This window comes from Flavobacterium branchiicola, from assembly GCF_018383905.1.
Taxonomy (GTDB): domain Bacteria; phylum Bacteroidota; class Bacteroidia; order Flavobacteriales; family Flavobacteriaceae; genus Flavobacterium; species Flavobacterium branchiicola.
Genome location: NZ_JAGYWA010000005.1, coordinates 213198 through 237820, shown reverse-complemented (window position 1 = coordinate 237820; position 24623 = coordinate 213198). Strand labels below are relative to the sequence as shown.

18 protein-coding genes are annotated in these 24623 nt (G+C 34.0%); 7 read left to right on the top strand and 11 right to left on the bottom strand.

All coding sequences use genetic code 11. From position 1 onward, the window contains the following. Nucleotides 1-91: 91 nt before the first annotated feature. From KHA98_RS14160 to KHA98_RS14135, 6 genes are all read right to left on the bottom strand, one after another. Entirely contained in the window at nucleotides 92-970 is an 879-nt protein-coding gene (locus KHA98_RS14160; protein WP_213258578.1) for an LpxL/LpxP family acyltransferase, read from the bottom strand. Next, a complete protein-coding gene (locus tag KHA98_RS14155) occupies nucleotides 970-1224 on the bottom strand; it encodes an acyl carrier protein (protein ID WP_026982485.1) in 255 nt (84 codons plus the stop codon). Before KHA98_RS14155 ends, KHA98_RS14160 begins: the two co-directional genes overlap by 1 nt. Then, a complete protein-coding gene (locus tag KHA98_RS14150) occupies nucleotides 1217-2452 on the bottom strand; it encodes a beta-ketoacyl-[acyl-carrier-protein] synthase family protein (RefSeq protein WP_213258772.1) in 1236 nt (411 codons plus the stop codon). The genes KHA98_RS14155 and KHA98_RS14150 overlap by 8 nt, the downstream gene beginning before the upstream one ends. Nucleotides 2453-2656: 204 nt before the next feature. Continuing rightward, on the bottom strand, nucleotides 2657-3388 hold the full coding sequence (gene fabG / locus KHA98_RS14145; RefSeq protein ID WP_213258577.1) for a 3-oxoacyl-ACP reductase FabG: 732 nt from the start codon (nucleotides 3386-3388) through the stop codon (nucleotides 2657-2659). Between the two features lie 28 nt (nucleotides 3389-3416). After that, nucleotides 3417-4643, bottom strand: coding sequence for a WG repeat-containing protein (locus KHA98_RS14140; protein ID WP_213258576.1), 1227 nt, complete (start codon nucleotides 4641-4643; stop codon nucleotides 3417-3419). Between the two features lie 38 nt (nucleotides 4644-4681). Continuing rightward, complete coding sequence (locus KHA98_RS14135; RefSeq protein WP_213258575.1) at nucleotides 4682-6202, bottom strand: HAL/PAL/TAL family ammonia-lyase; 1521 nt, start codon at nucleotides 6200-6202, stop codon at nucleotides 4682-4684. A 101-nt stretch (nucleotides 6203-6303) separates the two neighbouring features. Between KHA98_RS14135 and KHA98_RS14130 the strand changes: the two genes are divergently transcribed. From KHA98_RS14130 to KHA98_RS14115, 4 genes are all read left to right on the top strand, one after another. Then, entirely contained in the window at nucleotides 6304-7554 is a 1251-nt protein-coding gene (locus KHA98_RS14130; RefSeq protein WP_213258574.1) for an NAD(P)/FAD-dependent oxidoreductase, read from the top strand. A gap of 130 nt (nucleotides 7555-7684) precedes the next feature. Continuing rightward, nucleotides 7685-11935, top strand: coding sequence for a PAAR-like protein (locus KHA98_RS14125; protein ID WP_213258573.1), 4251 nt, complete (start codon nucleotides 7685-7687; stop codon nucleotides 11933-11935). A gap of 13 nt (nucleotides 11936-11948) precedes the next feature. Then, nucleotides 11949-13154, top strand: a complete 1206-nt coding sequence (locus tag KHA98_RS14120; RefSeq protein ID WP_213258572.1) for a hypothetical protein — start codon at nucleotides 11949-11951, stop codon at nucleotides 13152-13154. 289 nt (nucleotides 13155-13443) lie between these two features. Beyond that, nucleotides 13444-13860 (top strand): helix-turn-helix domain-containing protein, encoded by a 417-nt coding sequence (locus KHA98_RS14115; protein WP_213258571.1) that lies wholly within the window; start codon nucleotides 13444-13446, stop codon nucleotides 13858-13860. A gap of 156 nt (nucleotides 13861-14016) precedes the next feature. On the opposite strand, the gene KHA98_RS14110 is transcribed toward KHA98_RS14115, so the two are convergent. The 4 genes from KHA98_RS14110 to KHA98_RS14095 all read right to left on the bottom strand — a co-directional run bounded on the left by KHA98_RS14110 (nucleotide 14017) and on the right by KHA98_RS14095 (nucleotide 19320). Then, a complete protein-coding gene (locus tag KHA98_RS14110; RefSeq protein ID WP_213258570.1) occupies nucleotides 14017-15702 on the bottom strand; it encodes a sodium/sugar symporter in 1686 nt (561 codons plus the stop codon). A gap of 289 nt (nucleotides 15703-15991) precedes the next feature. Beyond that, on the bottom strand, nucleotides 15992-17041 hold the full coding sequence (locus KHA98_RS14105; RefSeq protein WP_213258569.1) for a UDP-glucose--hexose-1-phosphate uridylyltransferase: 1050 nt from the start codon (nucleotides 17039-17041) through the stop codon (nucleotides 15992-15994). A gap of 17 nt (nucleotides 17042-17058) precedes the next feature. Further along, nucleotides 17059-18219 (bottom strand): galactokinase, encoded by a 1161-nt coding sequence (gene galK / locus KHA98_RS14100; protein WP_213258568.1) that lies wholly within the window; start codon nucleotides 18217-18219, stop codon nucleotides 17059-17061. Nucleotides 18220-18267: 48 nt separating this feature from the next. Continuing rightward, the gene (locus KHA98_RS14095; protein ID WP_213258567.1) at nucleotides 18268-19320 is read right to left on the bottom strand and encodes an aldose epimerase family protein; all 1053 of its coding nucleotides are present in this window, start codon (nucleotides 19318-19320) and stop codon (nucleotides 18268-18270) included. A gap of 101 nt (nucleotides 19321-19421) precedes the next feature. Between KHA98_RS14095 and KHA98_RS14090 the strand changes: the two genes are divergently transcribed. From KHA98_RS14090 to fsa, 3 genes are all read left to right on the top strand, one after another. Beyond that, entirely contained in the window at nucleotides 19422-20420 is a 999-nt protein-coding gene (locus tag KHA98_RS14090; RefSeq protein WP_213258566.1) for a GntR family transcriptional regulator, read from the top strand. A 267-nt stretch (nucleotides 20421-20687) separates the two neighbouring features. Then, a complete protein-coding gene (locus KHA98_RS14085; protein WP_213258565.1) occupies nucleotides 20688-22742 on the top strand; it encodes a transketolase family protein in 2055 nt (684 codons plus the stop codon). 7 nt (nucleotides 22743-22749) lie between these two features. Continuing rightward, entirely contained in the window at nucleotides 22750-23406 is a 657-nt protein-coding gene (gene fsa / locus KHA98_RS14080; protein WP_213258564.1) for a fructose-6-phosphate aldolase, read from the top strand. A 256-nt stretch (nucleotides 23407-23662) separates the two neighbouring features. Here fsa and KHA98_RS14075 read toward each other — a convergent pair whose 3' ends face one another. Continuing rightward, nucleotides 23663-24352, bottom strand: a complete 690-nt coding sequence (locus tag KHA98_RS14075; RefSeq protein WP_213258563.1) for an NUDIX hydrolase — start codon at nucleotides 24350-24352, stop codon at nucleotides 23663-23665. Between the last annotated feature and the right edge of the window lie 271 nt (nucleotides 24353-24623).

Genomic DNA, 24623 nt, shown 5'->3' with positions numbered 1-24623 from the left:
AAAAAAACCTTTTAAAATCGATATTTTGCAATTTCACAAATCTAAAGAAGTCTAGTAATTGGTGTAAATTCGTGAAATTCGTGGCAATTTTTTATTTCAAATCATTCCAGAAATCGAAATAATTGAACCATTGCAAAGGGTATTTTTTTACAATAGTTTCAACACTTTTTACATATTCTTGTAATAACGCTTTTTCGTCGCGGTGTTTTACTATGGCTTCGCGGGCGTATAAATGATAATGAAGATTGGATTCTTTCATAACATAAACAAACACAACCGGAACTTTTAATCGGGAAGCAATTAAAAACGGACCAGCCGGAAAATTGGCTTCTTTACCCAGAATTTCTGCCGAAAGAGATTTGGTACCTTCAAAATAACGGTCGCCTGTGAAGCAGACTAATTCATTATTCGCTAAAGCTGCATTAATCTCAAAAATATGAGAGAGATCATCTCTGATAATAATAAACTTTACATTAGGTTTTTGAGTAACGCTTTCCAGATAATTTTTAATAGCCGAATGTTCTAAATCTGTTGTAACTAAATTAATCTGAAAATCAAGATCAATATCGCCAAAAAAGTGCTCGGCGATTTCAAAATTTCCAACGTGTGCACTAATTAGGACACCGCCTTTTTTTTCTTCCAAAAGTTTTTTCAGAATTTCGATTCCGTCAAATTCATAGGAGAATTTATTTCGCAGACCAGCCGAAATCGAAATTTTATCAATAATAGTCTGTCCAAAAGTGTAGTAACTTTTGAAAACCATTTTTTTGGATTGGAAATTAGAGTAATTAAGTCTTTCCTTAAAATAATAAAAAATCGCCTGATTGCTTTTTTTAAGAAACAGGAAATAATAGGTAGCAACAAAATAAAGTAAGACATAAGCAGACTTAACACCCGCTTTTTGTATTAAAAAAACGAATATTTTATAGCCTAAAACTGTTCCTTTAGATTTGCCATCCCATTGACTCATTAAGCAGTTTTAGCTTTTATCTTGGTTTCAATCAGGTCATAGAAGTTCTGAAAAGTCGCAATTCCAACGAAATCTGCTTCAACCAGTTTTACACCAAAGTTAGATTCAATTGAAACAACTAAATCAACATAATCTAAACTATCTAACCCAAGTGTATCTTTTAAATTAGCATCTGGTTCAATTTCATCATTGTCTACTTCAAACTCATCAACCAAAAAACCATTAATTCTCGTTATAATCTCTTCTTTATTCATTGTTTAATTTAAACTTTTTAACCACCAACGCAGAGTTGGTTCCTCCGAAACCGAAAGAATTGGACAAAAATATGTCAAATTTTTTGTTTAACGTAGTTTTAACTAAATTTAATTTAGATGCATCTTCATCCGGATGTTCTAAATTGATGTTTGGCGCGATAAAATCGTTCTGCATCATTAGTATAGAATAGATGACTTCACTGGCCCCAGCCATCCAGCATTCGTGGCCTGTCATTGATTTTGTAGAACTTACAGGAGGATTTTTTTCTCCAAAAACTTCAAAGATTGCTTTTGCTTCATTTGCATCACCAACGGGAGTTGAGGTAGCATGTGCATTTATATATTGAATGTCTGAAGCTGTTAATTTTGCATCGTCAAGTGCTCGTTGCATGGCTATAGACGGGCCTTCGACATTTGGAGTCGAAATATGTCCGCCATTTGATGAGAAACCATAACCTACAACTTCGGCAATAATATTGGCACCTCGGGCAATAGCAGATTCATAACTTTCCAAAATTAAAGTTGCACCGCCACCGCTCGGAATTAATCCGTCGCGACCTGCGTCAAAAGGTCTTGAAGCTTTTTCAGGATCACTTTCTCTGTTAGAAAAAACACCTAAACCATCAAAACTGCTCATGGCATATTTGTTAATTTCCTGCGCTCCTCCGGTAATAATTATATCCTGAAAACCACTTTTGATTAAAAAATAAGCCAGTCCTATAGAATGTGAGCCGCTCGCGCAGGCTGCACTAACCGTTAAATTGATACCACGAAGTTTAAAAATAGTAGAAAGATTCATGGTAACAGTAGAATTCATCGATTTGAAAATCGCACCAGAACCTATTAAAGCGGTGTCTTTTTTCTCGCGAACAATATCTGTAGCATCAATAATAGCTTTAGAAACGCTGTCGTTTCCGTACATGATTCCAACTTCTCTTTCTTCAAAAAAAGCATCGTTGATATTGGCATTTTTCAATGCTTCTATAGTAGCCATGTATGCGTATTCGGTTTCTTCACCAATACTCATACGCTGTCTGCGTGTCAGTAAATTTTTTAAATCTGCTTTCGGAACTATACCAGTTAAGGCAGATTGAAAACCAAATTCTTTTCGTTCTGGGTCAAATTTAATACCGGATTTTCCTTCGTACAAAGATTCCTTTACTTCGTCTAAAGAAGTTCCGATACAAGAATAAATTCCCATTCCAGTAATTACAACTCTCTTATTCATCATCTTTCAAAGTAATTTTTTAAACAAAGGCACAAAGGTTTTTAATATTTAATCTCACAAAGACACAAAGGCGCAAAGTTTTTATTTTATTTAAATTTTAGTTTAATTAAACTTTGCGATTTGGCTCCCGATTGTTATCGGGATTGTGAGCAATTTTGACTATTTTTAGTTAAAACTTAAAAATAATATGCAAACATAGTATTCTTAAGAATATATTCCTCCGTTTATGTTAATAATTTCGCCAGTGATATAACTTGATTTTTTAGAGATCAAAAAGCTTACCAAATCGGCTACTTCTTCTGCTTCGCCAAAACGATTTACCGGAATTAGTTTTAATAATTCTTTCTCGTCAAGCTGGCTTGTCATGTCTGTTTTTATGAAACCCGGTGCTACAGCATTTACTGTAATGTTACGTTTGGCAACTTCTTGTGCCAAAGCTTTTGTTGCAGCAACTATTGCTCCTTTTGCAGCCGAATAATTAGTTTGTCCGGCAGTTCCTTTTACTCCCGAAACCGAAACCATATTTACGATTCGGCCATATTTATTGCGCAGCATTTTTTGAATAAAAAACTGCGTTACATTAAAAAATCCGTTTAGACTTGTGTTTACAACACCGTTCCAGTCTTCGGGAGTCATCCACATAAAAAGACCGTCTTTTGTAATTCCGGCATTGTTTACAATAGCTTCAACAATAGCTTCGGGATTTGTTTCCTGCCATTTTGTTAAAACGTTCTGAACTTCTTCAAAATTAGAAACATCAAAACCTAAGATTTCTCCAGTTTTGCCTAATTTTTGTACTTCCTGAAGTGTCTCTTCGGCGGCGGTTTTGTTTGAATGGTAATTGATCAGAATATGATAATTAGATTCAACGGCTAATTTTTTACAAATAGCACTTCCAATTCCTCTTGAACCGCCTGTTACTAATACACATTTCATATTTATTCTTTATTCGTAAGCTATTTTATTACTTTTTTTTACTAGCCGGTTTTTTTACTGCTTTTGGTGCAGCTTTTGCCGTTTTTGTCTCCTCTTTTGGTTTTTCTGCAGGAGCTTCAGCTATTACTTTTTTCTCTGCTGTTTTAGAGAAAAGTTCTGCGTTATCAAACCATTGGTTGGCTAAAACTGTTCCGTCTGGTTTAAGAAATCCCCATTTTCCTTCATTTTTTACTCTCGCAACACCATTTATAAAACCTTTATCCTGATCGATAAACATAGCCACAATTCCGTTTGCTGTGATTCCGTATTGTGTCGGAATTACCAGTTTTCCACTTTCATTGATAAATCCCCAGTTACTTTCTTTAACCGGAGCCAAACCATTTGAGCCAAAAACTTCGGCATCATTATAAGTTGGTTCAATTATAAAATCACCTTTTAAATTGATATATCCCCATTTTTTTCCAACTAAAACCGGAGCTAAATTTTTAGAAAAAGCTTTTCCTTTATCATAAATAGGCAAAATAGCCCAGTTTCCTTTAAGGTCAATAAATCCGATTTTTCCATTCTTTTTGGCAAATGTCAAATCTTGTGTTTCAAAATCCCAGATTTTTTCGGCACCATCTACCGGAATAAAATTCCCTGAATTTACCAGACCAAAAGTTTTCTCTTTTTTTGCCCAGGCTACATTTTTAAAATAATTACCTACTTCGTCATAAGCAACTTCTACGACTTCTTTTCCTTGGGTATTAATGATTCCCCATTTTTTGTTGTTTTCAACTCTGGCAAAACCATTTTCAAAAGATTTAATCTGATCGTATTTTGGCTGTAGAACAATTTCCATTTTTGGATTGATTAATCCCACTTTGTTATTTTGTCTAATAAAAGCCACACCATAATTAAAGTCAAATAATTTCTCTGAATCGGGTGCTTTTTGAATCTCTCCTTTCGTATTAATATAAACCCAGTTCTTATCTTTTTGTACGATAGCGATTCCGCTGTTAAAATCTTTAGCATTATCAAAAGTAGCAGGAATTGCAAAGTTTCCCTTTGTGTCGATATATCCCCATTTTCCACCGTTTTCAGCGGCAGCTAAACCTTCGTAGAAACTTTTGGCAGATTTAAACTGAGGCTCGATGGCAAAAGATCCGTCTTTAGACAGATAGCCAATTTTTGAATTCTTTTTAACTAATGCCAGTTCTTGACTATTAACAGATTGAATGAATACTAGCAATAAAAAAATAAGCGGTTTTTTCATGATTTTTAAGATTCAATATTAATATGTGAAATAAATAATTAACTATTTATAAGGTAATCTTTTACTTTTTGAACAAAAGGATACATTACCTGATCTTCTTTAAATTCCGGAATAATATTTCGAACATCGTCGTACCATTTTTTAGTAACCGATGAAATTTTATTTTTCTGATCTAAATAATCAATTGCCTGAACAATAGTGATCATTTCGATAGCCAGAACCTCAAAAGCATTTTCGATTACTTTTGATGTAATTACAGCAGCATTTGTTCCCATACTTACAATGTCCTGATTGTCGTTGTTGTTCGGAATACTGTGTACGTACATTGGGTTTGAAAGCATTTGACTTTCGGCAGTTGTTGAGGTTGCAGTAAACTGAACTCCCTGCATTCCGAAGTTAAAGCCCAAAGTTCCAAGATTTACGAATGGAGGCAGTAATTCGTTGATTTTTGAATTTAATAAATAATTCAATTGGCGTTCTGCCAGCATCGTTAATTTTGTGATAACAATTTTCAGTTTATCCATTTCAAGCGAAATATAATCGCCGTGGAAATTTCCTCCGTGATAAACATGTTTGTTTTTTACGTCTATAATTGGGTTGTCGTTTGCCGAGTTAAATTCGTCTTCAAGGATAGAAGCAACATTATTAATGGTTTCTAAAACCGGTCCAAGAATTTGAGGCACACATCGTAAAGAATAATATTCCTGAACTTTTTCTTTGAAGATTTCCTCAGTATTTTCTCCAGAATATAAATGGTCTTCTCTTTTACGGATTAAAGTACTGTCCGAAAGATTTTTTCTCATTTGCGCAGCCACTTCTTGTTGTCCTTTATGACGTTTGGTTTGGTTTAACTCTTCAGAAAAATGATCATCATAAGCCTGAACTAATTCGTTGATAGCGCAAGACGATTTTAAAGACCAGTCTAATAATTTTTTAGCATGGTGAATATTTACAACGCCAATTCCTGTCATTACAGAAGTTCCGTTTATCAAAGCCAGACCTTCTCTAATTTCTACCTGAATTGGTTTTAAACCTTCAATTTCAAAAACTTCCGGAGTTGGTCTTCTTTCGCCTTTATAAAAAACTTCGCCTTCGCCAATTAAGACTAAAGCCAAGTGTGATAATTGTACCAAATCTCCACTTGCTCCAACACCTCCGTGTTCAAAGATTAAGGGAGTAATATCTTTGTTGATTAACTCCGCCATTAAATGAATAACAGAAGGATGAACTCCTGAATTTCCTAACGACAGCGTATTTAATCTTGCCAGGATTGCCGCTTTTGCACAAACAGGGCTTAATGGTTTTCCTGTTCCTGACGAGTGGCTTCTTATTAAATTGTATTGCAGCTGAATTTGGTCTGACTCTTTAATTCTATATTGAGCCATTGGACCAAAGCCTGTATTTACACCATATATAATTTTGTTTCCCGAAAATTCTTTCAGAAAGTTAAAGCTTTCGTTTACCCGGTTTAAAACTACATCACTGATTGCAACTTTGTTATTTCCAAATATAATAGATTCGAATTCTGCTAAACTTAAATATTCATTAATTGTATTCATTAAATCGTTTTTGGTTGTGCTAATTTAATTTTATTAATCAAAATAAATGTAGTTATTTTGATGATGGCAAATGTAAGTTAATAATTCATAACATTTTTATTATGACAAAGGAGTTTGTTGATGTTTTAGTGATTGGTGCAGGACCTTCGGGATGTGTCTCGGCATCGTATCTACATAAAAATAAGGTAAAGGTTAAAGTTGTAGAGAAAGCAAAATTCCCAAGACTTGTAGTGGGTGAAAGCCTTATTCCTCGGGTTATGGATCATTTTGCTGAAGCTGAATTGTTTGACGCTCTTGATGCAATGAACTTTGAAAAGAAATTAGGAGCTCGTTTTATAAGGGGAGAAGAAATCTGCAATTTTGATTTCAGTATCAAATTTGGAGAGGGCTGGGATTGGACCTGGCAGGTTCCAAGAGCCGACTTTGATAACACAATGGCGCAGGAAATTATAAGAAAAGGAATTGATCTGGAATTTGAAAGTGAAGTTCTGGAAGTTTCTTTTGAAGGAAAAAAATCGAAAACAATTGTAAAAGATGCGGCTGGAAACTTAAAAGAAATCCACGCCAATTTTATTATTGATTCCAGCGGATACGGGCGTGTATTGCCAAGACTTTTAGATTTGGATACACCTTCAAAACTAGATCCGCATTCTTCGATTTTTACACACGTAAAAGATATTAATAGAGAAGAAGGCGAGGAGGGAACTCAGATTTCTTTTGATATTCTGGAAACGCAAGTTTGGCTTTGGGTAATTCCGTTTTCGAACGGAAATACAAGTTTGGGCGTTGTTGGTCCGACCGATTTTATCAATTCACTTTCTGAAAATAAAGATAATGCTGAAGCGTTGCGAAATGCGATCCAGAAATCGGATTATTATATCAAGAGATTTGCCGGAACAGAGTTTTTATTTGAACCTGTAAAACTCGAAAATTATTCGAGAGCGGTAAAAAGAATGTACGGAGATGGTTTTGCCTTAACAGGAAACAGTTCTGAATTTTTGGATCCCGTATTTTCATCGGGAGTTGCTTTTGCGACGGAATCCGGAATGCTGGCAGCAAAATTATATCTGAAAGAGTCACAAGGAATTCCTGTTGATTGGGAGGTAGAATTCACTCAATATATGAAACGCGGAATTGCGGTTTTCACGACTTATGTTCAGGAATGGTATACAGGAAACTTGCAAACATTGTTTTTTCATCAGCCTGAAAATCCTGAGGTAAAAGAAAAAATATGTGCGGTTTTGGCGGGTTATGTCTGGAATGAGGAAAACCCGTTTGTCAAGAAACACGATCACGTAATAGCCAATATGGCGTATTTACTGAATATGCAAAAAGAACAAAGCCCTGAATAATCAGGGCTTTTTATTTAAATAAGAAAACAGACCTGTAAATATTTTTTATAAGATAAAAGCTTCTTTTTTACGAATTAATTATTTTATTTATAAAAATAACCTTACATTTATTTTTATAAATAAAACGGATATGGCAAAAGGAGAAATAATAGTTGAAGGAGCTAAATGTTTTTGCTCCAGAGCAGTTGTTAACAATAACAAGTCCAAAACGGTACCATTGGCAGTAAAAAGCCAGATTGCAAACTTAAAAGCCAACAAATACTTCGCACAGGAAAAACCCATTGCAACCAATCTTGATAACTCAGCAAAATCCTTTGGAGCAGAGGATGGCTTTGGGGAATGTAAAGGGGCTGACAATAAATCGTACCCATGTAAACCAAATTGTAAAATTACATACAAAAACTATTACGAGAATGTAGATTTTAATAAAAGCATGAAAGTACTGCTGAATATATCTACAGGTACTTGCCTTGGCTATGGTGTAACTGGCAATATTGAATTTGCAACCACCGGGCAAAAAAAAGGAGCCAATACAATAGATGTAAAAGAAGCCGATCCTTTTACCGTTACCAATATTTCTGGACAATGGGAAGTCCCAAATCCTACTAAAGGAGATTCGGTTTCTAAAATCAGCATGACTTTGCCTTTTGTAGAAGAAGAACCAACAGGGAAATACTATTTTATAGAAAAAGCGGTAAATCCTGCAGGGACACCATCAACTTCCACATTTCCACATTCAGTACCTTGGCCACCAGCCCAAAAGCAGGCAGAAGAAACCCAACTAAACTTAAAGGCAACCTACACAGGCGACCCAACAAAAATAATGTGGGCTTTATTTAAAGGAGAAAATACAAAAGACAAGGTAAAGACTTTTGTAGGCATTGGAGCGAATGTTTCATTTGCTCTCGAAAAACTTTTTAAAGATCAGGAAGAAGGCGTTTACAGAATTGAAGCCTATTGTAAAATTCCCGGATCAGAGAAATGTTTTATCCTTATCGATTACTTAAAAGACAGGGTCGAAGGCATTACAGCTCCGGGGAACACTTTATTAAAAAACACCCTCATCCCGCTCACAGTCAAATTTAAGGCCACCACCATTATAGACAAACTAAAAACGCTCAACTTTTCAGGCTCCATGTTTCAAAATGTTATTCCAATTGCAAGCTGGAGAATAATAAGTGAGAAAATCGTAATTTATAACAGCGAGAACCAGCAAGATTCAACTCTGGTAAAAGTAGAAGCAAAAACAGGCGCATTGGCCGTTTTTTCATTCAGAAATCCCGGTGAATACCAAATCGAAGCTTATACATCACCAGATAATACAAAACCTATAAAAATAACGCTTAAAGTTTTAGAATCATTAGGCATAAATACCGTAAAGGCAACTTGTAACCAGCTTCTTCGATACAATGAAAACCTAAAAGTAGAGGTTTCAAAATACAATGTCGATTTCCTGCCAGTCAATAGTGACAAAATGCAATGGTATTTACAAAAAGATAAAGTACGATTGAGAACTTTTGAAAGCTCTGATCTTTCGAAGGAAAAAAGCATCAACAAACCCATTAAGGACATACTATTTGATGCCAACCGCAGTGCAAACTGTTATGGTAAATATGTAATTGAAGGATATGCAAAACCGGGAGAACCTAATTTTTTAGGGTCAGACAGTTTTTCTTTTGAGGTAATACGAAACCACGCAGACAAAATAATTTTACCCGCCTCTATAATTAAAGGAGCAAAAGTAAAATATGAATTTTCGGCTAAAATAATGCCGCTGGAAAGTTTTGAAGAAATCAATTTAAAACTGCCCGAAGGCATAGTAAATAACCACGACGGAACACTGACTTTTACTCGTGAAGGAGCGTTTGAAATAGCCGCCTGTCTTACCGGAAATGAAACACTCGACACAAACGTAAAAGCAAAAATAAAAGTTGCAGCCCCAGAGCTAAAACGTGCTTTATGGGCTTATGGTACAGGTTATAAACGTATCGAAACAGGCTATAAAGAGGAAACCCATGCCTTTGTAGAAATTACCGGATTAGAAAATCAAGCCATTACCATAAAAGTTTGGGTAAGAGGCACAAACGAATCTTTTTATTTAGAACCGGAAACCTACCTTCTCGAAGAAAAAAAGATAACCCTTGATAACAAAGGCAAAGGTTCTTTTAAAATTACAACCGATGAGAAATACAAAGAAAAAATAAACAAAGCCCTTCCTTCAACAACCGAGACACCAAACCCGAATATAAGTTTGATTTTTACGGTAGAAATGCCCACCGGAAGTCAAGGAGCAATAACCTTGCCTGACGATATGGCTATAAAAAATGGCAAACCCGTAATAGGAACAAAATTCATCGAAGTATTAGACAGTAACGAAGAACTTGCTGTAACCAGCAATAAAAACATAAAATCAATATTTTTCTCCACCGAAGATGGTAAAGGCGTACAGCAAACCCTAACCCATCAAAACAAAAAACACAAAATCTGGGTGCATACCGCCAATATGCAGGAAGAAGAGCTAAGAGTTGAGGTGATGGCTTTTGTACATTCTGACTGCATGGAAGAAAAAGACGGCACCATAACAGCACTGCAAAGCATAAAAAGTTATCAGGAAAAAGTAGGTAATGATGGATTATTAGAACTGAGTTTTACAGCCGAAGAAAAAGACCTGACCGATGCAGAAGCAAATCCTGTCCGTTTTGCTATACAAGTAAGCCGAAAAGTAAAAGACCCGAATGATGACAAAAAAGAGGTTTATGTTTTTGAAGATGATCAATTGGTTATACTCCCGCACCCCAATGTCAGAGTAGTCAGAAGTCCAGACATGAAAAGTGTAGGTATAAAAGCCACCAAACAAGATGGGACATCTTTTACCAAAGAAGAGAAAATAGAGTTAAGAAAACAACTCATTTGTTTTAAAAATACGGCGTTGATGGTGCAAAAAGGTATTTTAACCGAGGAAGCTATTGAAAATTGTACTGTTCCTATAATGGTGGATCTGGAGATGGCAGAGGTTCAAACAAATGAAGTTTGTGCTTGTAAAGAAAATAATTTTTATTGGAGTTCAAGAATTACTTGCGATGAAAGAAAAAAAGTTTTAGAAGTTTGCGCCAATATCTGGGGAGAAGAAAATAAAATAGAAAAGGCTAGTATGCTTATGTCAATTATGCACTTAGAAACAGGAAAAACATTTAGTCCTTCTCAAAAAGGAGTAAGTTCGTCTGGAACCAAATATATAGGTTTGGTTCAATTTAGTGCTACTACAGCTCAATCATTGGGCACCACATATGATGCTTTGGGAGAAATGACCTTTATAAAACAATTGGAATATGTTGAAAAATACCTTAAACAAAATAAAGATAAGATGACTACGCTTACAGATTTTTATTTACAAGTACTCCTACCTAGTCATGTTGGGCATGGTTCTGAACCAAATTATATAGTATTTAATGAAAGTATTACTGTTCCAGATAATGGTATCGAAAGCAGTTTAGAAAAACGAAAAGCGAACATAACAAAACACCCTTGGGTTACAAAATATGGATATGCTTCGAATGCTCCTTTTATGAAAGAAACCGGTGAACATGAAAATTCAAGACAAGCTTGGCATTACAGTTCACAAAGTTATAAAACCAGACGCGGATTTAAAAATGGAAAAACCTATATGTGGGAAGTAACCAAAGTAGTAACAGAAGATCATTACATACCTGGAAAAAATGAAATATTTATTGGCTCTTGTAGAAATGCAACTAATCTTGAGTTATCTGGTAGAGCACCATGGATGGAGGTTGCGGTTACAGAGGCAAAGAAATACGGGGGCAAGAAACAAGATATTATTCAATCCAGAGTAACTTTATATCATAAAGAAGGGGCTAATTATAATGTAGGTACTGATGCTTGGTGTTCCTCTTTTGCATGTTGGTGCTTGGAAAATTCAAGTCCTAAATATAATTCCCCACATTCAGCAGGTTCTAGGTCATTTATTGATCATAAAACAGTTATACGATCAGAAGTTTTTTTTGGTGCAATTGCAACATTTTCTGATTGTAGCAAAGATGGAGTTGTTGAAAGTTCTGGACATGTAACTTTTGTTTATGGAAAATTAGCAGATGAGAAATATGCTGTTTTAGGAGGGAATCAGGGAGGCATGATAAAAGTTTCTCCTTATGATTGTAGTGGTAATGTTTTTTATAGCCATTATAGTTCTAAAAGAAAGAGAGAAATATATAAAAAGTTTATAGGCTTTTTTAAACCTATAGATTTTGAAATAAAGAATATAGACAAATTAACAGAATCCGATAATTATTTAAGTGTAGATGATGCTAATAAAAAAATTGGATTAGGAGAAGTTAAAACTGTTTCAGGGGAAAAAGATGATTAAAAAAATATTAAAAATGAAAATAAGAAGTATAATATTATGTATCCTAATTGTAAATATTGTCAGTTGCCAAAAAAAGGATGAGTCAAATATCAATAATCAAAATGGATTTATTAAAAAAGAAAGTATTATGAAAGATGCGAACTTAATAAAAATATTAACAAAGCAGATTGAAGCCGGAAATGATCAAACATACAGTGCGTTCATAGATTATGATAAAAGTGATTTAGATGAATCTGTGAAAATTATAGATACAATATTAAATAATAATGGATATAAAAAAATAAGCAATGAAGATTTTTCAACAAAAATCAAAAATATTTTTGGAAGAGTAATTGATGAAAAATCAGAGATTCCATATTTAAAGGTTGATACATACAAAGATAACATTTGCAACAGAAAATTAGAATATTATCCATTTTCTGTTGATGCACAATATCTCTATATAACTAAATCAAGTAAATTCATTACTTATTTTTATCCACTTCCAGAAATAATTGATTATCAAAAAATATTTCCACAATTAAAAAAATATGAAGATGATGATATTATCATAGAAGATAAAATTGAAAATATTAAGATTCGGGCATCCCAATGGAAAGATGTCAAAGACCTGGCTGAACTACGAAAAAAAAATATCCAAATTTTAGTTGCTCGCAATATGTATTTATTCAACGATAGTCGTGCTTATTTTAAATGGCTAATCTTAAATGATGAAATCTTCATGCGAAGTTTAGTAACAACTTTTGGTTATTATGATGATAAAGAGTTAGTAAAGTGGGTAGTTGATAAAACAGAATTTACTAATAAAAATATAGATGAGGTAAACAAAATCATTTATAATAAAAAGTGTGATGGAAAAATAGTTTTCGATCGGCAAATGCTAAATGTACTTGTTGAAGATGAAGCAAAAGCAACTCAATTTTACGAGCTTATAAGATATGACTATATGGATTGGTTATTAAGTGATAAAAATAGTAGTGAACTCACTTTTTCACAAAAAGCCGAAATAATTGCCCAAATACAAAGCTTTATTTATAGTCACGCTAAAGATTATAGAATAGAAAACTTTATGGGAAAATTTGCAGAATATAACGATTCAGATAACAAGTACTCTAAAGAGTTTAAGCTTAAAAATTATTATAATATTCCGGAATTTGAAAAGCAATGGAAACAAGCAAAAATAGAAGGTGATGGGATTTCTTTGCCAGGTGAAGAGTAATTGCTTCTAAAAAAAGAAAAAGTAGGTCTTGATGGGGTATTAGACCTCAGTTTCACAACCGAAGAATAACACCTGACCGATGCCGAAACAAACCCGCTACGTTTTGCAATACAAGTAAGCCGAAAAGTAAAAGACCCGAATGACCCCAAAAAAGACTTAAACATGTCTGAAAAGTTGTATTTTTGTTACCTCAGATATTTGTTTGTCTGAATGCATTAAGTGGTATTTTACAAGTATCATAATGTAGGATACCTGTTCTATTTTTATTCATAATTATTATCTTTGAGCTATGAGCACAATAACAAAACCAAATCATATAGGGCGAAAAATTAGCCGTATTCGTGAACTGAGAGACATGAAGCAGGAAGCCCTGGCGCAGGCTTTAGGAACTAGCCAGCAAACGGTTTCTGCTATTGAAAATAGTGAAACTATTGATGAAGAAAGATTGATTGAAGTTGCAAAAGCTTTAGGCGTAACTGTAGAAGCAATTAAGAGTTTTTCTGAAGAAGGTATGATTAATTATTTTAATAGTTTTAGCGACAATAGTATAAATCAGGGGCCAATTGGTAATCAGAATATTTGCAACTTTAATCCTTTAGACAAATTAGTTGAATCTTATGAAGAGAATAAAAAACTTTACGAGCGTTTAGTTCAGTCGGAAAAAGATAAAGTCGAATATTTAGAGAAATTAATGAAGCTGAAATAAGCTTTTTAATTTACTAAACATATAAAAAGAACAAAGCCCTGAATAATTCAGGGCTTTTTTTATTGGAAGATTTTTATAATCATTAACCTCAAAAAAAAGGCCATCTAACAGACGGCCTTTTTAATCTTCAAAAAATAATATAGTAAAAAATTTATACTACCAGAATTTAACGTACAATGCTACAATAATCAATAATGTAATTACGATTAATACTGTAGTTTGTGGTTTTACTTTAAACATTTCAGAGTCAATTTCAAACGCTTTAGGGTTTACTTTTGGACCTGCAAAACTAATTCCGATCATCGCTAACATGGTAAAGAAGAATGATAATCCCATACAAATATGGAATGGAATTTCGAAAGCTCCTTTTCCGTTAGGATAAGCCGTGTATAATAAAGTTTCGTTTCCGAATAAAGCTGGAGCATATTCGTTGAATAAAACCGATAATGCAAATCCTAAAATTACACCCACGATTGCAGCAGTTCCAGTTGTTCTTTTCCAGAACATACCAAGGAAGAACATAGCAAAAACCCCAGGGCTAATAAAACCTGTATATTTTTGAATGTAAGTGAATCCACCAACTCCACCAATTCCCAGAATGTCATTCCATGTAAATAATACAGCTAAAAGCATCGCAGCAAAAACTGCAATTCTACCAATGTTTACTTGTTGTTTTTCTCCAGCTTCTTTCTGGATGTATTTTTTATGAACGTCTAATGTATAGATTGTAGAAATACTGTTTACTTTTCCAGCCAAAGAAGCTACGATTGCAGCTGTTAATGCAGCGACAGAAAGTCCTTTTAATCCTGTTGGAAGGAAAGTTAAAACTGCAGAGTATGCACCATCTTTTCCACCAACTAATTGAGGTAAATGCCCGTTTTGGTATAAAACGTAAGCAGCAATACCAGGAAGCATAACAATAAGCGGCATTAATAATTTTAGCATACCGGCAAATAAAATTCCTGTACGTGCAGTTTGTAAATCTGCACCAAGAGCTCTTTGCGTAATGTATTGGTTACATCCCCAGTAGTTTAAGTTGATGATCCAGATACCGGCAAGGTAAGACATCAAGCCCGGGAAAGTTAAATATTTATCGATTTCAAGCTGAGATGAGGTAGCAGTTGGTTTTGGGATAATCATTTTGAAATGCTCAGGAGCTTCTCTCATTAAAACTTTGAAACCTTCAATTGCATTTTCTCCAACTCCAAAATATCTGCCCACTGTTGTAAGTGCAATGTATGAAGTAACCAGACCTCCAATAATTAAAACAGCAACCTGAATAACGTCTGTATAAGCGACAACTTTCATACCTCCTAAAGAGATGAATAAAGCAAAAACAGCCAATCCAATCATGATTACGTGCAAGTATTCTCCGCCTGCTAAACCATTAATAGCAACTGCTCCTAAATATAAAATAGAAGTTAAGTTTACAAAAACATACAAGAACAACCAGAAAACCGCCATAATCAAAGCAGTAGATTCGTTGTAACGTGTTTTTAAGAATTGTGGCATCGTGTAAATCTTGTTTTTAAGATATACAGGAATAAACCAGACTGCTACAATAATAAGTGCAACAGCAGCAAGCCATTCGTAAGCCGCAACAGCGATTCCTAAAAAGAAACCTTCACCACTCATTCCGATAAATTGTTCTGCAGAAATGTTTGAGGCAATTAATGAAGCTCCAATAGCCCACCAAGTTAAATTTCCTTCAGCCAAAAAGTAAGCTTTGGCATCGTGTTCGTCTTGTTTACGCTTGCGGTAAACGCTGTAACCGTAGGCAGAAACTACGATAAAATAAATAATAAAAACCGCATAATCTGCGATAGCGAGGTTCTGGTTCATTGTTAGTAGTATTTTTTAAAATTAGTATAGGTGATTGTTTGTTTAATATTGATTTTTGAAAGACTTAAAAATCTAAAAATTTCAAAATCCGGTTTATGCTATTTTATATTGGTTAAAATAAAATATGTGTTTTTATTTTGTTATTTTTTTATGAAAATAAGAACAAAAGCCAAAAGTATAATAAAATTCTATATAGACATTATTTTTAAATGTGTTTTTTACATTTATAAACAGATTATTATGTTAAATTTTAAAATACCACCGTTTTTTCTTATTTTTCGTATGTGCTTTATAATCTTTTATAATGAACGTCTGATTGTTGTCTTAAAACTTCGGCACTTTTTTCAGGAGTTAAATCACGTTGTGATTCGCCCAGCATTTCGTAACCTACCATAAATTTTTTAACCGTTGCTGATCTTAATAATGGCGGATAAAAATGCATGTGGAAATGCCATTCCGGATGTTCTAAGCCATCTGTAGGCGCCTGATGAATTCCGGATGAATATGGGAAAGAAGTGCTGAATAAATTGTCGTACTTCGTTGTAAGCTGTTTCAGAATTTTAGCAAAAGCGGTAGTTTCATCAGCGGTTAAATCGGTGATTTTACCAAAAGTTCTTTTGCTTACAATCATGGTTTCATAAGGCCAGATTGCCCAAAACGGAACCAAAGCAACAAAATGATCATTTTCTATTACTACACGCTCGCCAGATTTTAATTCGGCATCCAGATAATCTTTAAGAAGCGTTCTGTTGTTTTTATCAAAATACGCTTTTAAATTGTTTTGTGTCTTTTCGACCTGAGTTGGCAAAGAAGATTGTGCCCAGATTTGCCCGTGTGGATGCGGGTTGCTGCAGCCCATGACGCTTCCTTTATTTTCGAAAATCTGAACGTGATTGATGTATTTAATATTTCCTAAATCGGTATATTCTCTTTGCCAGGTCTTAATGATGTTTTCAATTCCGTCAACTTCCATTTCAGGTAAAGTAAGATCGTGTCTTGGTGAAAAACAAACCACTCTTGAAATTCCCTGTTCTGGTATTGCCTTAAAAAAAGTATGTTTAATATCTTCTTCAAAAATAATTTCGTCCTGTTTCATGGCAGCAAAATCATTTTCGAAAACAAAGCTGCTTTCATATTTCGGATTGCTCACTCCATTGGCACGTACATTTCCCGGACATAAGTAACAGGTTGGGTCGTACTTTGGCAAAGTTTCTGTGGCAATGGTTTCATTTTGTCCCTGCCATGGGCGTTTTGCACGATGAGGTGAAACTAGTACCCATTCGTTCAATAAAGGATTAAATCGTCTGTGAGGATCTTCGTTAATGTCGAAATTTTTCATTTTTGTTTGTTGTGGTATTAAAGTAGTTTTGTTCCGTTTGAGATTTTTACATCGTAGAATTTTAATTCAATTCCAAATGTATCTAAATAAAGATTTGAAAACTTACTTTTTACCTCATTTTCATGACCTTTTTTAATTAAATTTATAGTGCAGCCACCAAATCCGCCTCCCATTAAGCGGGAACCAATTATCGCATCATCAGCTTTTGCAGTATCTACAAGCATATCCAGCTCTTCGCAGCTTACAGCATATTCCTGCGATAAGCCATAATGTGTTTCAAAAAGTAATTGTCCTAAAAGTTCTATATTTCCTTTATCCAGCGCCTCACACGCCTTGATAACACGATTGATTTCTTTTACAACAAAATGCACTCTTTTAAAAACCGTTGGATCAATTTTATCCTGAATACTTAAAAGTTGTTCTTCTTTACAATCCCGAAACGTTTTTACTTCCGGAAAATGCGTTTTTATAATCGCCAGCCCTTGTTCGCACTCAATTCGTCTAGTATTATATTCTGAAGTAAAAAGCGAATGTTTTACATTACTGTCCATCAGAATCAAAGAATAATCTTTGAAATCGGCATTGTGATATTCAAAATCCAGGGTGTTGCAGTCTAACTGAATTACTTTGTTTTCAAGACCGTGAACGCTTGAAAACTGATCCATAATTCCGCAGTTAATACCAACCCAATGCTCTGCTTTTTGCCCTAATAATGCGATGTCTTTCCTTTCAATTTTTAAATCAAAAAGTGCCGCAATTCCGAAAATCATTCCGCACTCTAAAGCTGCCGAAGAAGATAATCCGGATCCCACCGGAATGTTACTGCTAAAAACACAGTTAAAACCTTCAAAAGAAAAACCATTATCCTGAAGCTGTTTGATAACACCACGAATATAATTGGTCCAAACGGCATCGTTTAATGCTACTTCTTCAGTCAAATCAATTTCGAATTCTTCATTTAAATCGATGGCAATTATTTTGGCTTTTGTAGTATTGTTTTTTTCAAAAGCAAAACAAATTATTTTGTCGATTGCAGCCGGTAAAACATAACCATCATTATAATCAATATGTTCACCAATAATATTGATTCTTCCCGGAGAAAGAACAATTTTTTGTGGGGCAGATCCAAAAGACTTTTCAAAAAAAGAAGTGGTATTTTGTATTAGAATTTCATTCATTATTTTGTGATTGTAATAGTATTTTCTTTAGTTCTTTAAATTTAAGAACTAATCTAAAGTTTCAAATTTATAAATCGTTTTTTGCTGATACTCTTCGCCTTTTTTCAAAATAGAATTAGGAAAATGTTTGTGATTTGGCGCGTCGGGAAAATTTTGAGTTTCAAAACAAATACCGCTTGCAGGATGATAAACCGCATTTTCTTTCCCTTTCAAAATATCAAAACAATTTCCGCCTACATAAATATGTACACTTGGCTGATCTGTATAAACACTCATTTTTAGTTTTGTTTTTGAACTGTATAAAGTCGCTACAACTTGATTTGAAGGCTCAATAACAAATGAATTATCAATAGAAGCCGGACAGTTTTTTGCCGTTCTGAAATCGAAAGCGTGATCAGAAAGCGATGTAAATTTTCCGGTTGGAATATTCTCTGAATTTGTCTCCAGTATTTTATCTGAAACAATAGCCATTTCCTGGTTCAAAACAGTCGAATCATGTCCGTTTAGATTAAAATAACTGTGATGTGTTAAGTTTATAATCGTGTCTTCTGTTGTGGTTGCTTTATACTCCAACTGCAATTCGTTTGCTTCTGTTAAAGTATATTTTAAATCGACCTGTAAAGCACCAGGATAATTTTGATCCAGATTCTCACTCAACAAACTAAATGTTATAGAAGGATTTTCGCCGCCAGTTAAATCAGTTACATTCCATGCTTTTTTTCCAAAACCTACATTTCCTCCGTGCAATGCATTGCCATTGTTATTTCCTGCCAATTGATAAGTTGTATCATTTAAACTAAAAATACCTTTATTGATTCTTCCGGCATAACGGCCAACAGTGGTTCCAAAATAAGGAGCACTCGGTAAATTATAAGAATCCAAATAAGATTCTAAAGTATCAAAACCCAAAACAACATCTACCAATTTTCCGTCAACAGGTATTTTTAATGAAGTTACAGTTGCTCCATAATTGATTAACTGAACTTTCATTCCGCTTTTGTTTGATAATTCGAAAGAAAGAATTTCTTCGTTATCAGCCGTTAAACCAAAAGATTTACAAGCAGATTTGTCTTCAAATTGAGAGATATGTTTTATTTCCATACTATTTTTGCCAAAAGTGAAATTCAAAAATAGAAACATTTTCTCTTTTTACATACCAGTACCTACCAGTTTTTGTATATTGCACAAAAAAACCGCAATTCATGAACATTATCTCTATTCAAAATAATCTTGGTTTGCCAAAGTATAAACAGATTATTCTTTCAATTGAAAAAGCTATTGATGAAGAAAAATTGATAAAAGGCGACAGGCTCCCTTCTGTAAATAAAGTCTGTCTGGCTTTTTCATTATCTCGTGATACCGTTTTACTCGCTTATGATGAGTTAAAGAAAAGAGGAATCATTTATGCCATTCCCGGTAAAGGCTATTACGTTAAAAGTGTTGAAACTACAATTAAGCAGAAGATTTTTTTATTGTTTGATGAGCTAAATATTTTTAAAGAAGATATCTATAATTCGTTTTTAAAAAACATTGGAAAGAATGTTCAGGTCGACATATTTTTCCATCATTTTAATGTTCAGGTTTTTAAAAAGCTCATAAATGACAGTAATGGGAATTATACCAAATATATTATTATGCCAACCAACTTAATTGATATAACCGATTCTATAAAAACCCTACCAGTAAACGAAGTTATCATACTGGATCAGACCAATGCAGCGTTAAAAGATTTTCCGGCAATTTATCAAAATCATGAAAAAGATATTTTTGAAGGTTTATTCAATGCCAAAGCAAGATTGAGTAAATATCAAAAACTGATCTTAATTTTTCCGGGATTCAGAGAACCGCCAGGTATGAAAATGGGGTTTGAGGCTTTTTGTAAAAATTATAATTTTGATTATGAGATTGTTAGTGAATTTAAAGACCGAAAAATTAGCGTAGGCGATGTGTATATCACGCCAACTGATCGTGAACTGGTTCATGTTATTGAAAATGCCAGAAATCACAATCTAAGATTAGGCAGTGATTTTGGAATTATTTCTTATAACGAAACTCCCTTAAAAAGAATTGTTGCAAATGGAATCACGACAATTTCAACTCATTTTGAAACGATGGGAAAAATTTTGGCAGAAATGGTTTTAAAAGGAAAAAAGGAGCAAATTGAAAATAAATCGGCTTTGATTATGCGAAATTCATTGTAGCTTTTTTATCTGAAGATTTTCTTCTTTTTCTTTTAATTATATAAGTAATGGCGATTTTGTTTGATAAATCGCCATTTTTTTATTTAAAAAAATAAGGAAACAATTTTTTTGTTTTTATGGAATTATTTTACATACATTTGTAAATGTAAATTTTACACTTATTATTTGTTTCATTTTAAATGAAACCTTTCTGTTTGAAATTCAATGAAAATGAATCAAAAACTACTCTTTATCAAACCTAATAAATTTCAAAATTAAAAATTAGAGATGAACAATAAAATAGACCAATCAGCCGCAGATAACATAAGAGCTTTAGCCATTTCTATGGTCGAAAAAGCCAATTCTGGCCATCCGGGAGGAGCGATGGGCGGCGCAGATTTCATGCATATATTATATACAGAATATTTAAAATACGATCCAAGCGATATGCACTGGATTTTTAGAGATCGTTTTTTTATGGATGCCGGACATCTTTCGGCTTTAATGTATGCCCAGTATTATTTACTTGGAAATTATGAGAAAGCCGATCTTGAGAGCTTCAGACAATGGGGTTCAGCAACACCTGGACATCCTGAGATTGATGTAAAAAGAGGAATCGAAAACACCTCCGGACCATTAGGGCAAGGACATGCTATGGGAGTTGGAGCTGCAATTGCTGCTAAGTTTTTATCGGCCAGATTTGATAATTTATTCGATCATAAAATCTACGGATTTATTACGGATGGTGGAGTTCAGGAAGAAATTTCTCAGGGTGCAGGACGTATCGCAGGGCATTTAGGCTTGAATAATTTTATTATGTTTTATGATTCAAATGATGTGCAGCTTTCTTCAATGACCGATGAGGTTACAAACGAAGATACAGCAATGAAATATGAATCATGGGGCTGGAAAGTGATAACAATTGACGCTCATAATCATGATGAAATACGTTCTGCGCTTAACGCTGCAAATGCCGAAACAGAAAAGCCAACTCTGATTATTGGTCGTACTATAATGGGAAAAGGATGTGTTACCGCTGACGGTTCTAAGTACGAAGGGCAATGTGAATTGCACGGAAAACCTATTGGTGGCACAAAAGCCGATTTTGAAAAAACGCTTTTAAATCTGGGAGCAGATCCTAAAGATTCTTTTGCAATTTATAAAGAGGTTGCCGATTTCTATAAAAATGTTTTAGCAAATAAAACCACAAAAGCAGCAGAAAGAAAGGCTAAATTTTTGGTTTGGGAAAACAAGAATCCAGAATTAGCAAAAAAGATCAAACAGTTTTTTGCAGGTGATTTACCCAATTTAGATTTTAGTTCTGTTGTACAAAAAGCAAATGCAGCAACACGAGATGCTTCGGCAGCTGTTTTAGGATATTTGGCTGAAAATGTAGAGAACATGATTGTTTCTTCTGCCGATTTATCTAATAGTGATAAAACAGACGGATTCTTAAAAAAATCATCTGTTTTACAAAAGAATAATTTCAGCGGAGGCTTTTTGCAAGCAGGTGTAGCCGAATTAACAATGGCGGCAATTGCAAACGGAATCGCACTTCATGGCGGAGTCATTCCGGTTGTGGCAACATTTTTTGTATTTTCAGATTATATGAAACCTGCAATTCGTTTATCTGCTATTCAGGAATTACCAGTAAAATATGTCTGGACTCACGATTCTTTTCGAGTTGGGGAAGACGGACCAACGCATCAGCCAATTGAGCAGGAAGCACAGATACGTTTATTGGAGAAAATTAAAAACCATTCAGGAGAGCAGAGTTTACTGGCGCTTCGTCCGGCAGATGCTGTCGAAACTTCTGTGGCCTGGCAAATGGCACTTGAAAACAAGAAAACCCCAACAGGTCTTATTCTTTCCAGACAAGAAATTGCAGACCTTCCGACTAATGGAAAATCTCGTTTTGAAGAAGCTTCAAATTCCAAAAAAGGAGGTTATCTGGTAAAAGAACATCAAAATCCGGATATTACTTTAATTGCAAACGGATCTGAAGTAGCGACATTAATAGCCGCGGCAAAGGAACTGGAACAAATCATTAAAATAAAAATAAATGTAGCTTCAATTATTTCTGAAGGACTTTTCAGATCGCAATCAGTGGCTTATCAGGAAAATGTAATTCCGAAAGACGGATTGGTTTTTGGACTTACAGCCGGACTTCCGGTAAATCTGGAAAATCTTGCAGGACGAAATGGAAAAGTATTCGGACTGGAACATTTTGGCTATTCGGCACCTGCGTCAGTTTTAGATGAAAAATTTGGATTTACAAGTAAAAATGCCTCTCAACAAATCCTTAAATATTTAGAAGAACAAAATTATAACCTATCAAAATAATAGAAAGATGAAATTTTTTATAGATACAGCAAATTTAAAAGATATTAAAGAAGCCAATGATTTAGGCGTTTTAGATGGTGTAACCACAAACCCTTCATTAATGGCAAAAGAAGGAATTACAGGTGCCGACAATATTTTGACGCACTACATAAAAATTTGTGAATTGGTTCAAGGTGATGTTAGTGCCGAGGTTATTTCAACAGATTTTGAAGGAATGATTGCCGAAGGCGAAAAACTTGCCGCTTTACATCCACAGATTGTAGTTAAAATTCCGATGATAAAAGACGGGGTAAAAGCCATTCGTTATTTTGCCGATAAAGGAATCAGAACCAATTGCACATTAGTATTTTCAGTAGGACAGGCATTACTTGCTGCAAAAGCCGGAGCAACGTATGTATCGCCGTTTATTGGTCGTCTGGATGATGTTTCTACAGACGGAATGACACTTATAGAAGATATTCGATTGATTTATGATAATTACGGATATGAAACTCAGATTTTGGCAGCTTCTGTTCGAAATGTAATGCATATTATCAATTGTGCAAAAATCGGATCTGATGTAATCACCGGACCATTAAGTGCAATTGAAGGTTTACTAAAACATCCTTTAACAGATATTGGTTTAGCACAATTTTTAGCAGATTACCAGAAAGGAAATAGTTAGTTTTTTTGCCCACGGATCTTACGGATGAAACGGGTTTTCACTGATTTTTTATTACCTGCGTTAATCCGTTCAATCCGTTCAATCCGTGGTCTGATATACTTAAGAATAATTTTTAGTTTTATTGAAGAAAAAACCCTGAAAGTTTGTGGCTTTCAGGGTTTTGTTTTTTTGCCCACGGATTGAACGGGTTGGCACAGATTTATTTTTATAAAAAAAATATAAATCCGTATAATCCGCGTCATCCGCATTCCAAATATTATAAATTCAGAACAAAATCGTTAAGTAATTTTTCTTCGTATTTTTCTTTGTTGAAAGTGTACAAATAAGAACCTTTTCTGGATGACTGCATGTCTTTTTCGTCTAATTTATTCAAAATTTCTAATGAATTAATTTTACTGATAAAGTTACGTTTATCTAATTCCTTACTCAAAATTGCTTCATACAATTCTAATAACTGACGCATCGTAAATTTCTCCGGAAGCAATTCAAAACCAATAGGTTTTATAGAAGTTCTGTAACGTAATCTTTTTATGGCATGATCCACCATTTGGTTGTGGTCGAAAATTAAGTTGGGAGCATCGGCAATACTAAACCATTGGGCGTGATAATTCTTTATCAGTTCAGCATTATGATTTTCGATATTAATCAAAGCATAATAGGAAACCGAAATGGTTCGTTCAACAGGATCACGATTAATTTCAGAGTAAGCATAAAGCTGCTCCATATAAATATCGTTTAAACCTGTATATGTATTTAAAATTCTGATTGCGGCATTATCTAATACTTCATCACGCTTTAAAAAACCTCCCATTAAAGACCATTTACCTTTTTCCGGCTCAAAGTCTCTTTTAATCAAAAGTATTTTTAAACCTTCATTGTCGAATCCGAAAATGATACAATCTACTGCTAATAATGCTTTATCCGCAGAGCTATAACTGTTTAGCATAATCAATTATTTATTGGTAAATATATAAACTTCCTAATATGAATCATAATTTATTAATGTATATTTTACACTTATATAAATTATTTACTAAAGGAGAGTTAAAAAAATAGATTTAAAATGAGCATTTTAGATCCGATTTTGTCTTTTTCAAACGTTTTCGGAACAAAAGTAAGTCAGATTTTTCAAATCTGGGCAAATTTGAAGGAAAAATTACAAACTCTAAACAGGATTTTTTTTACAAAAACAATGCTTTTTTGACCTTTAATTTATT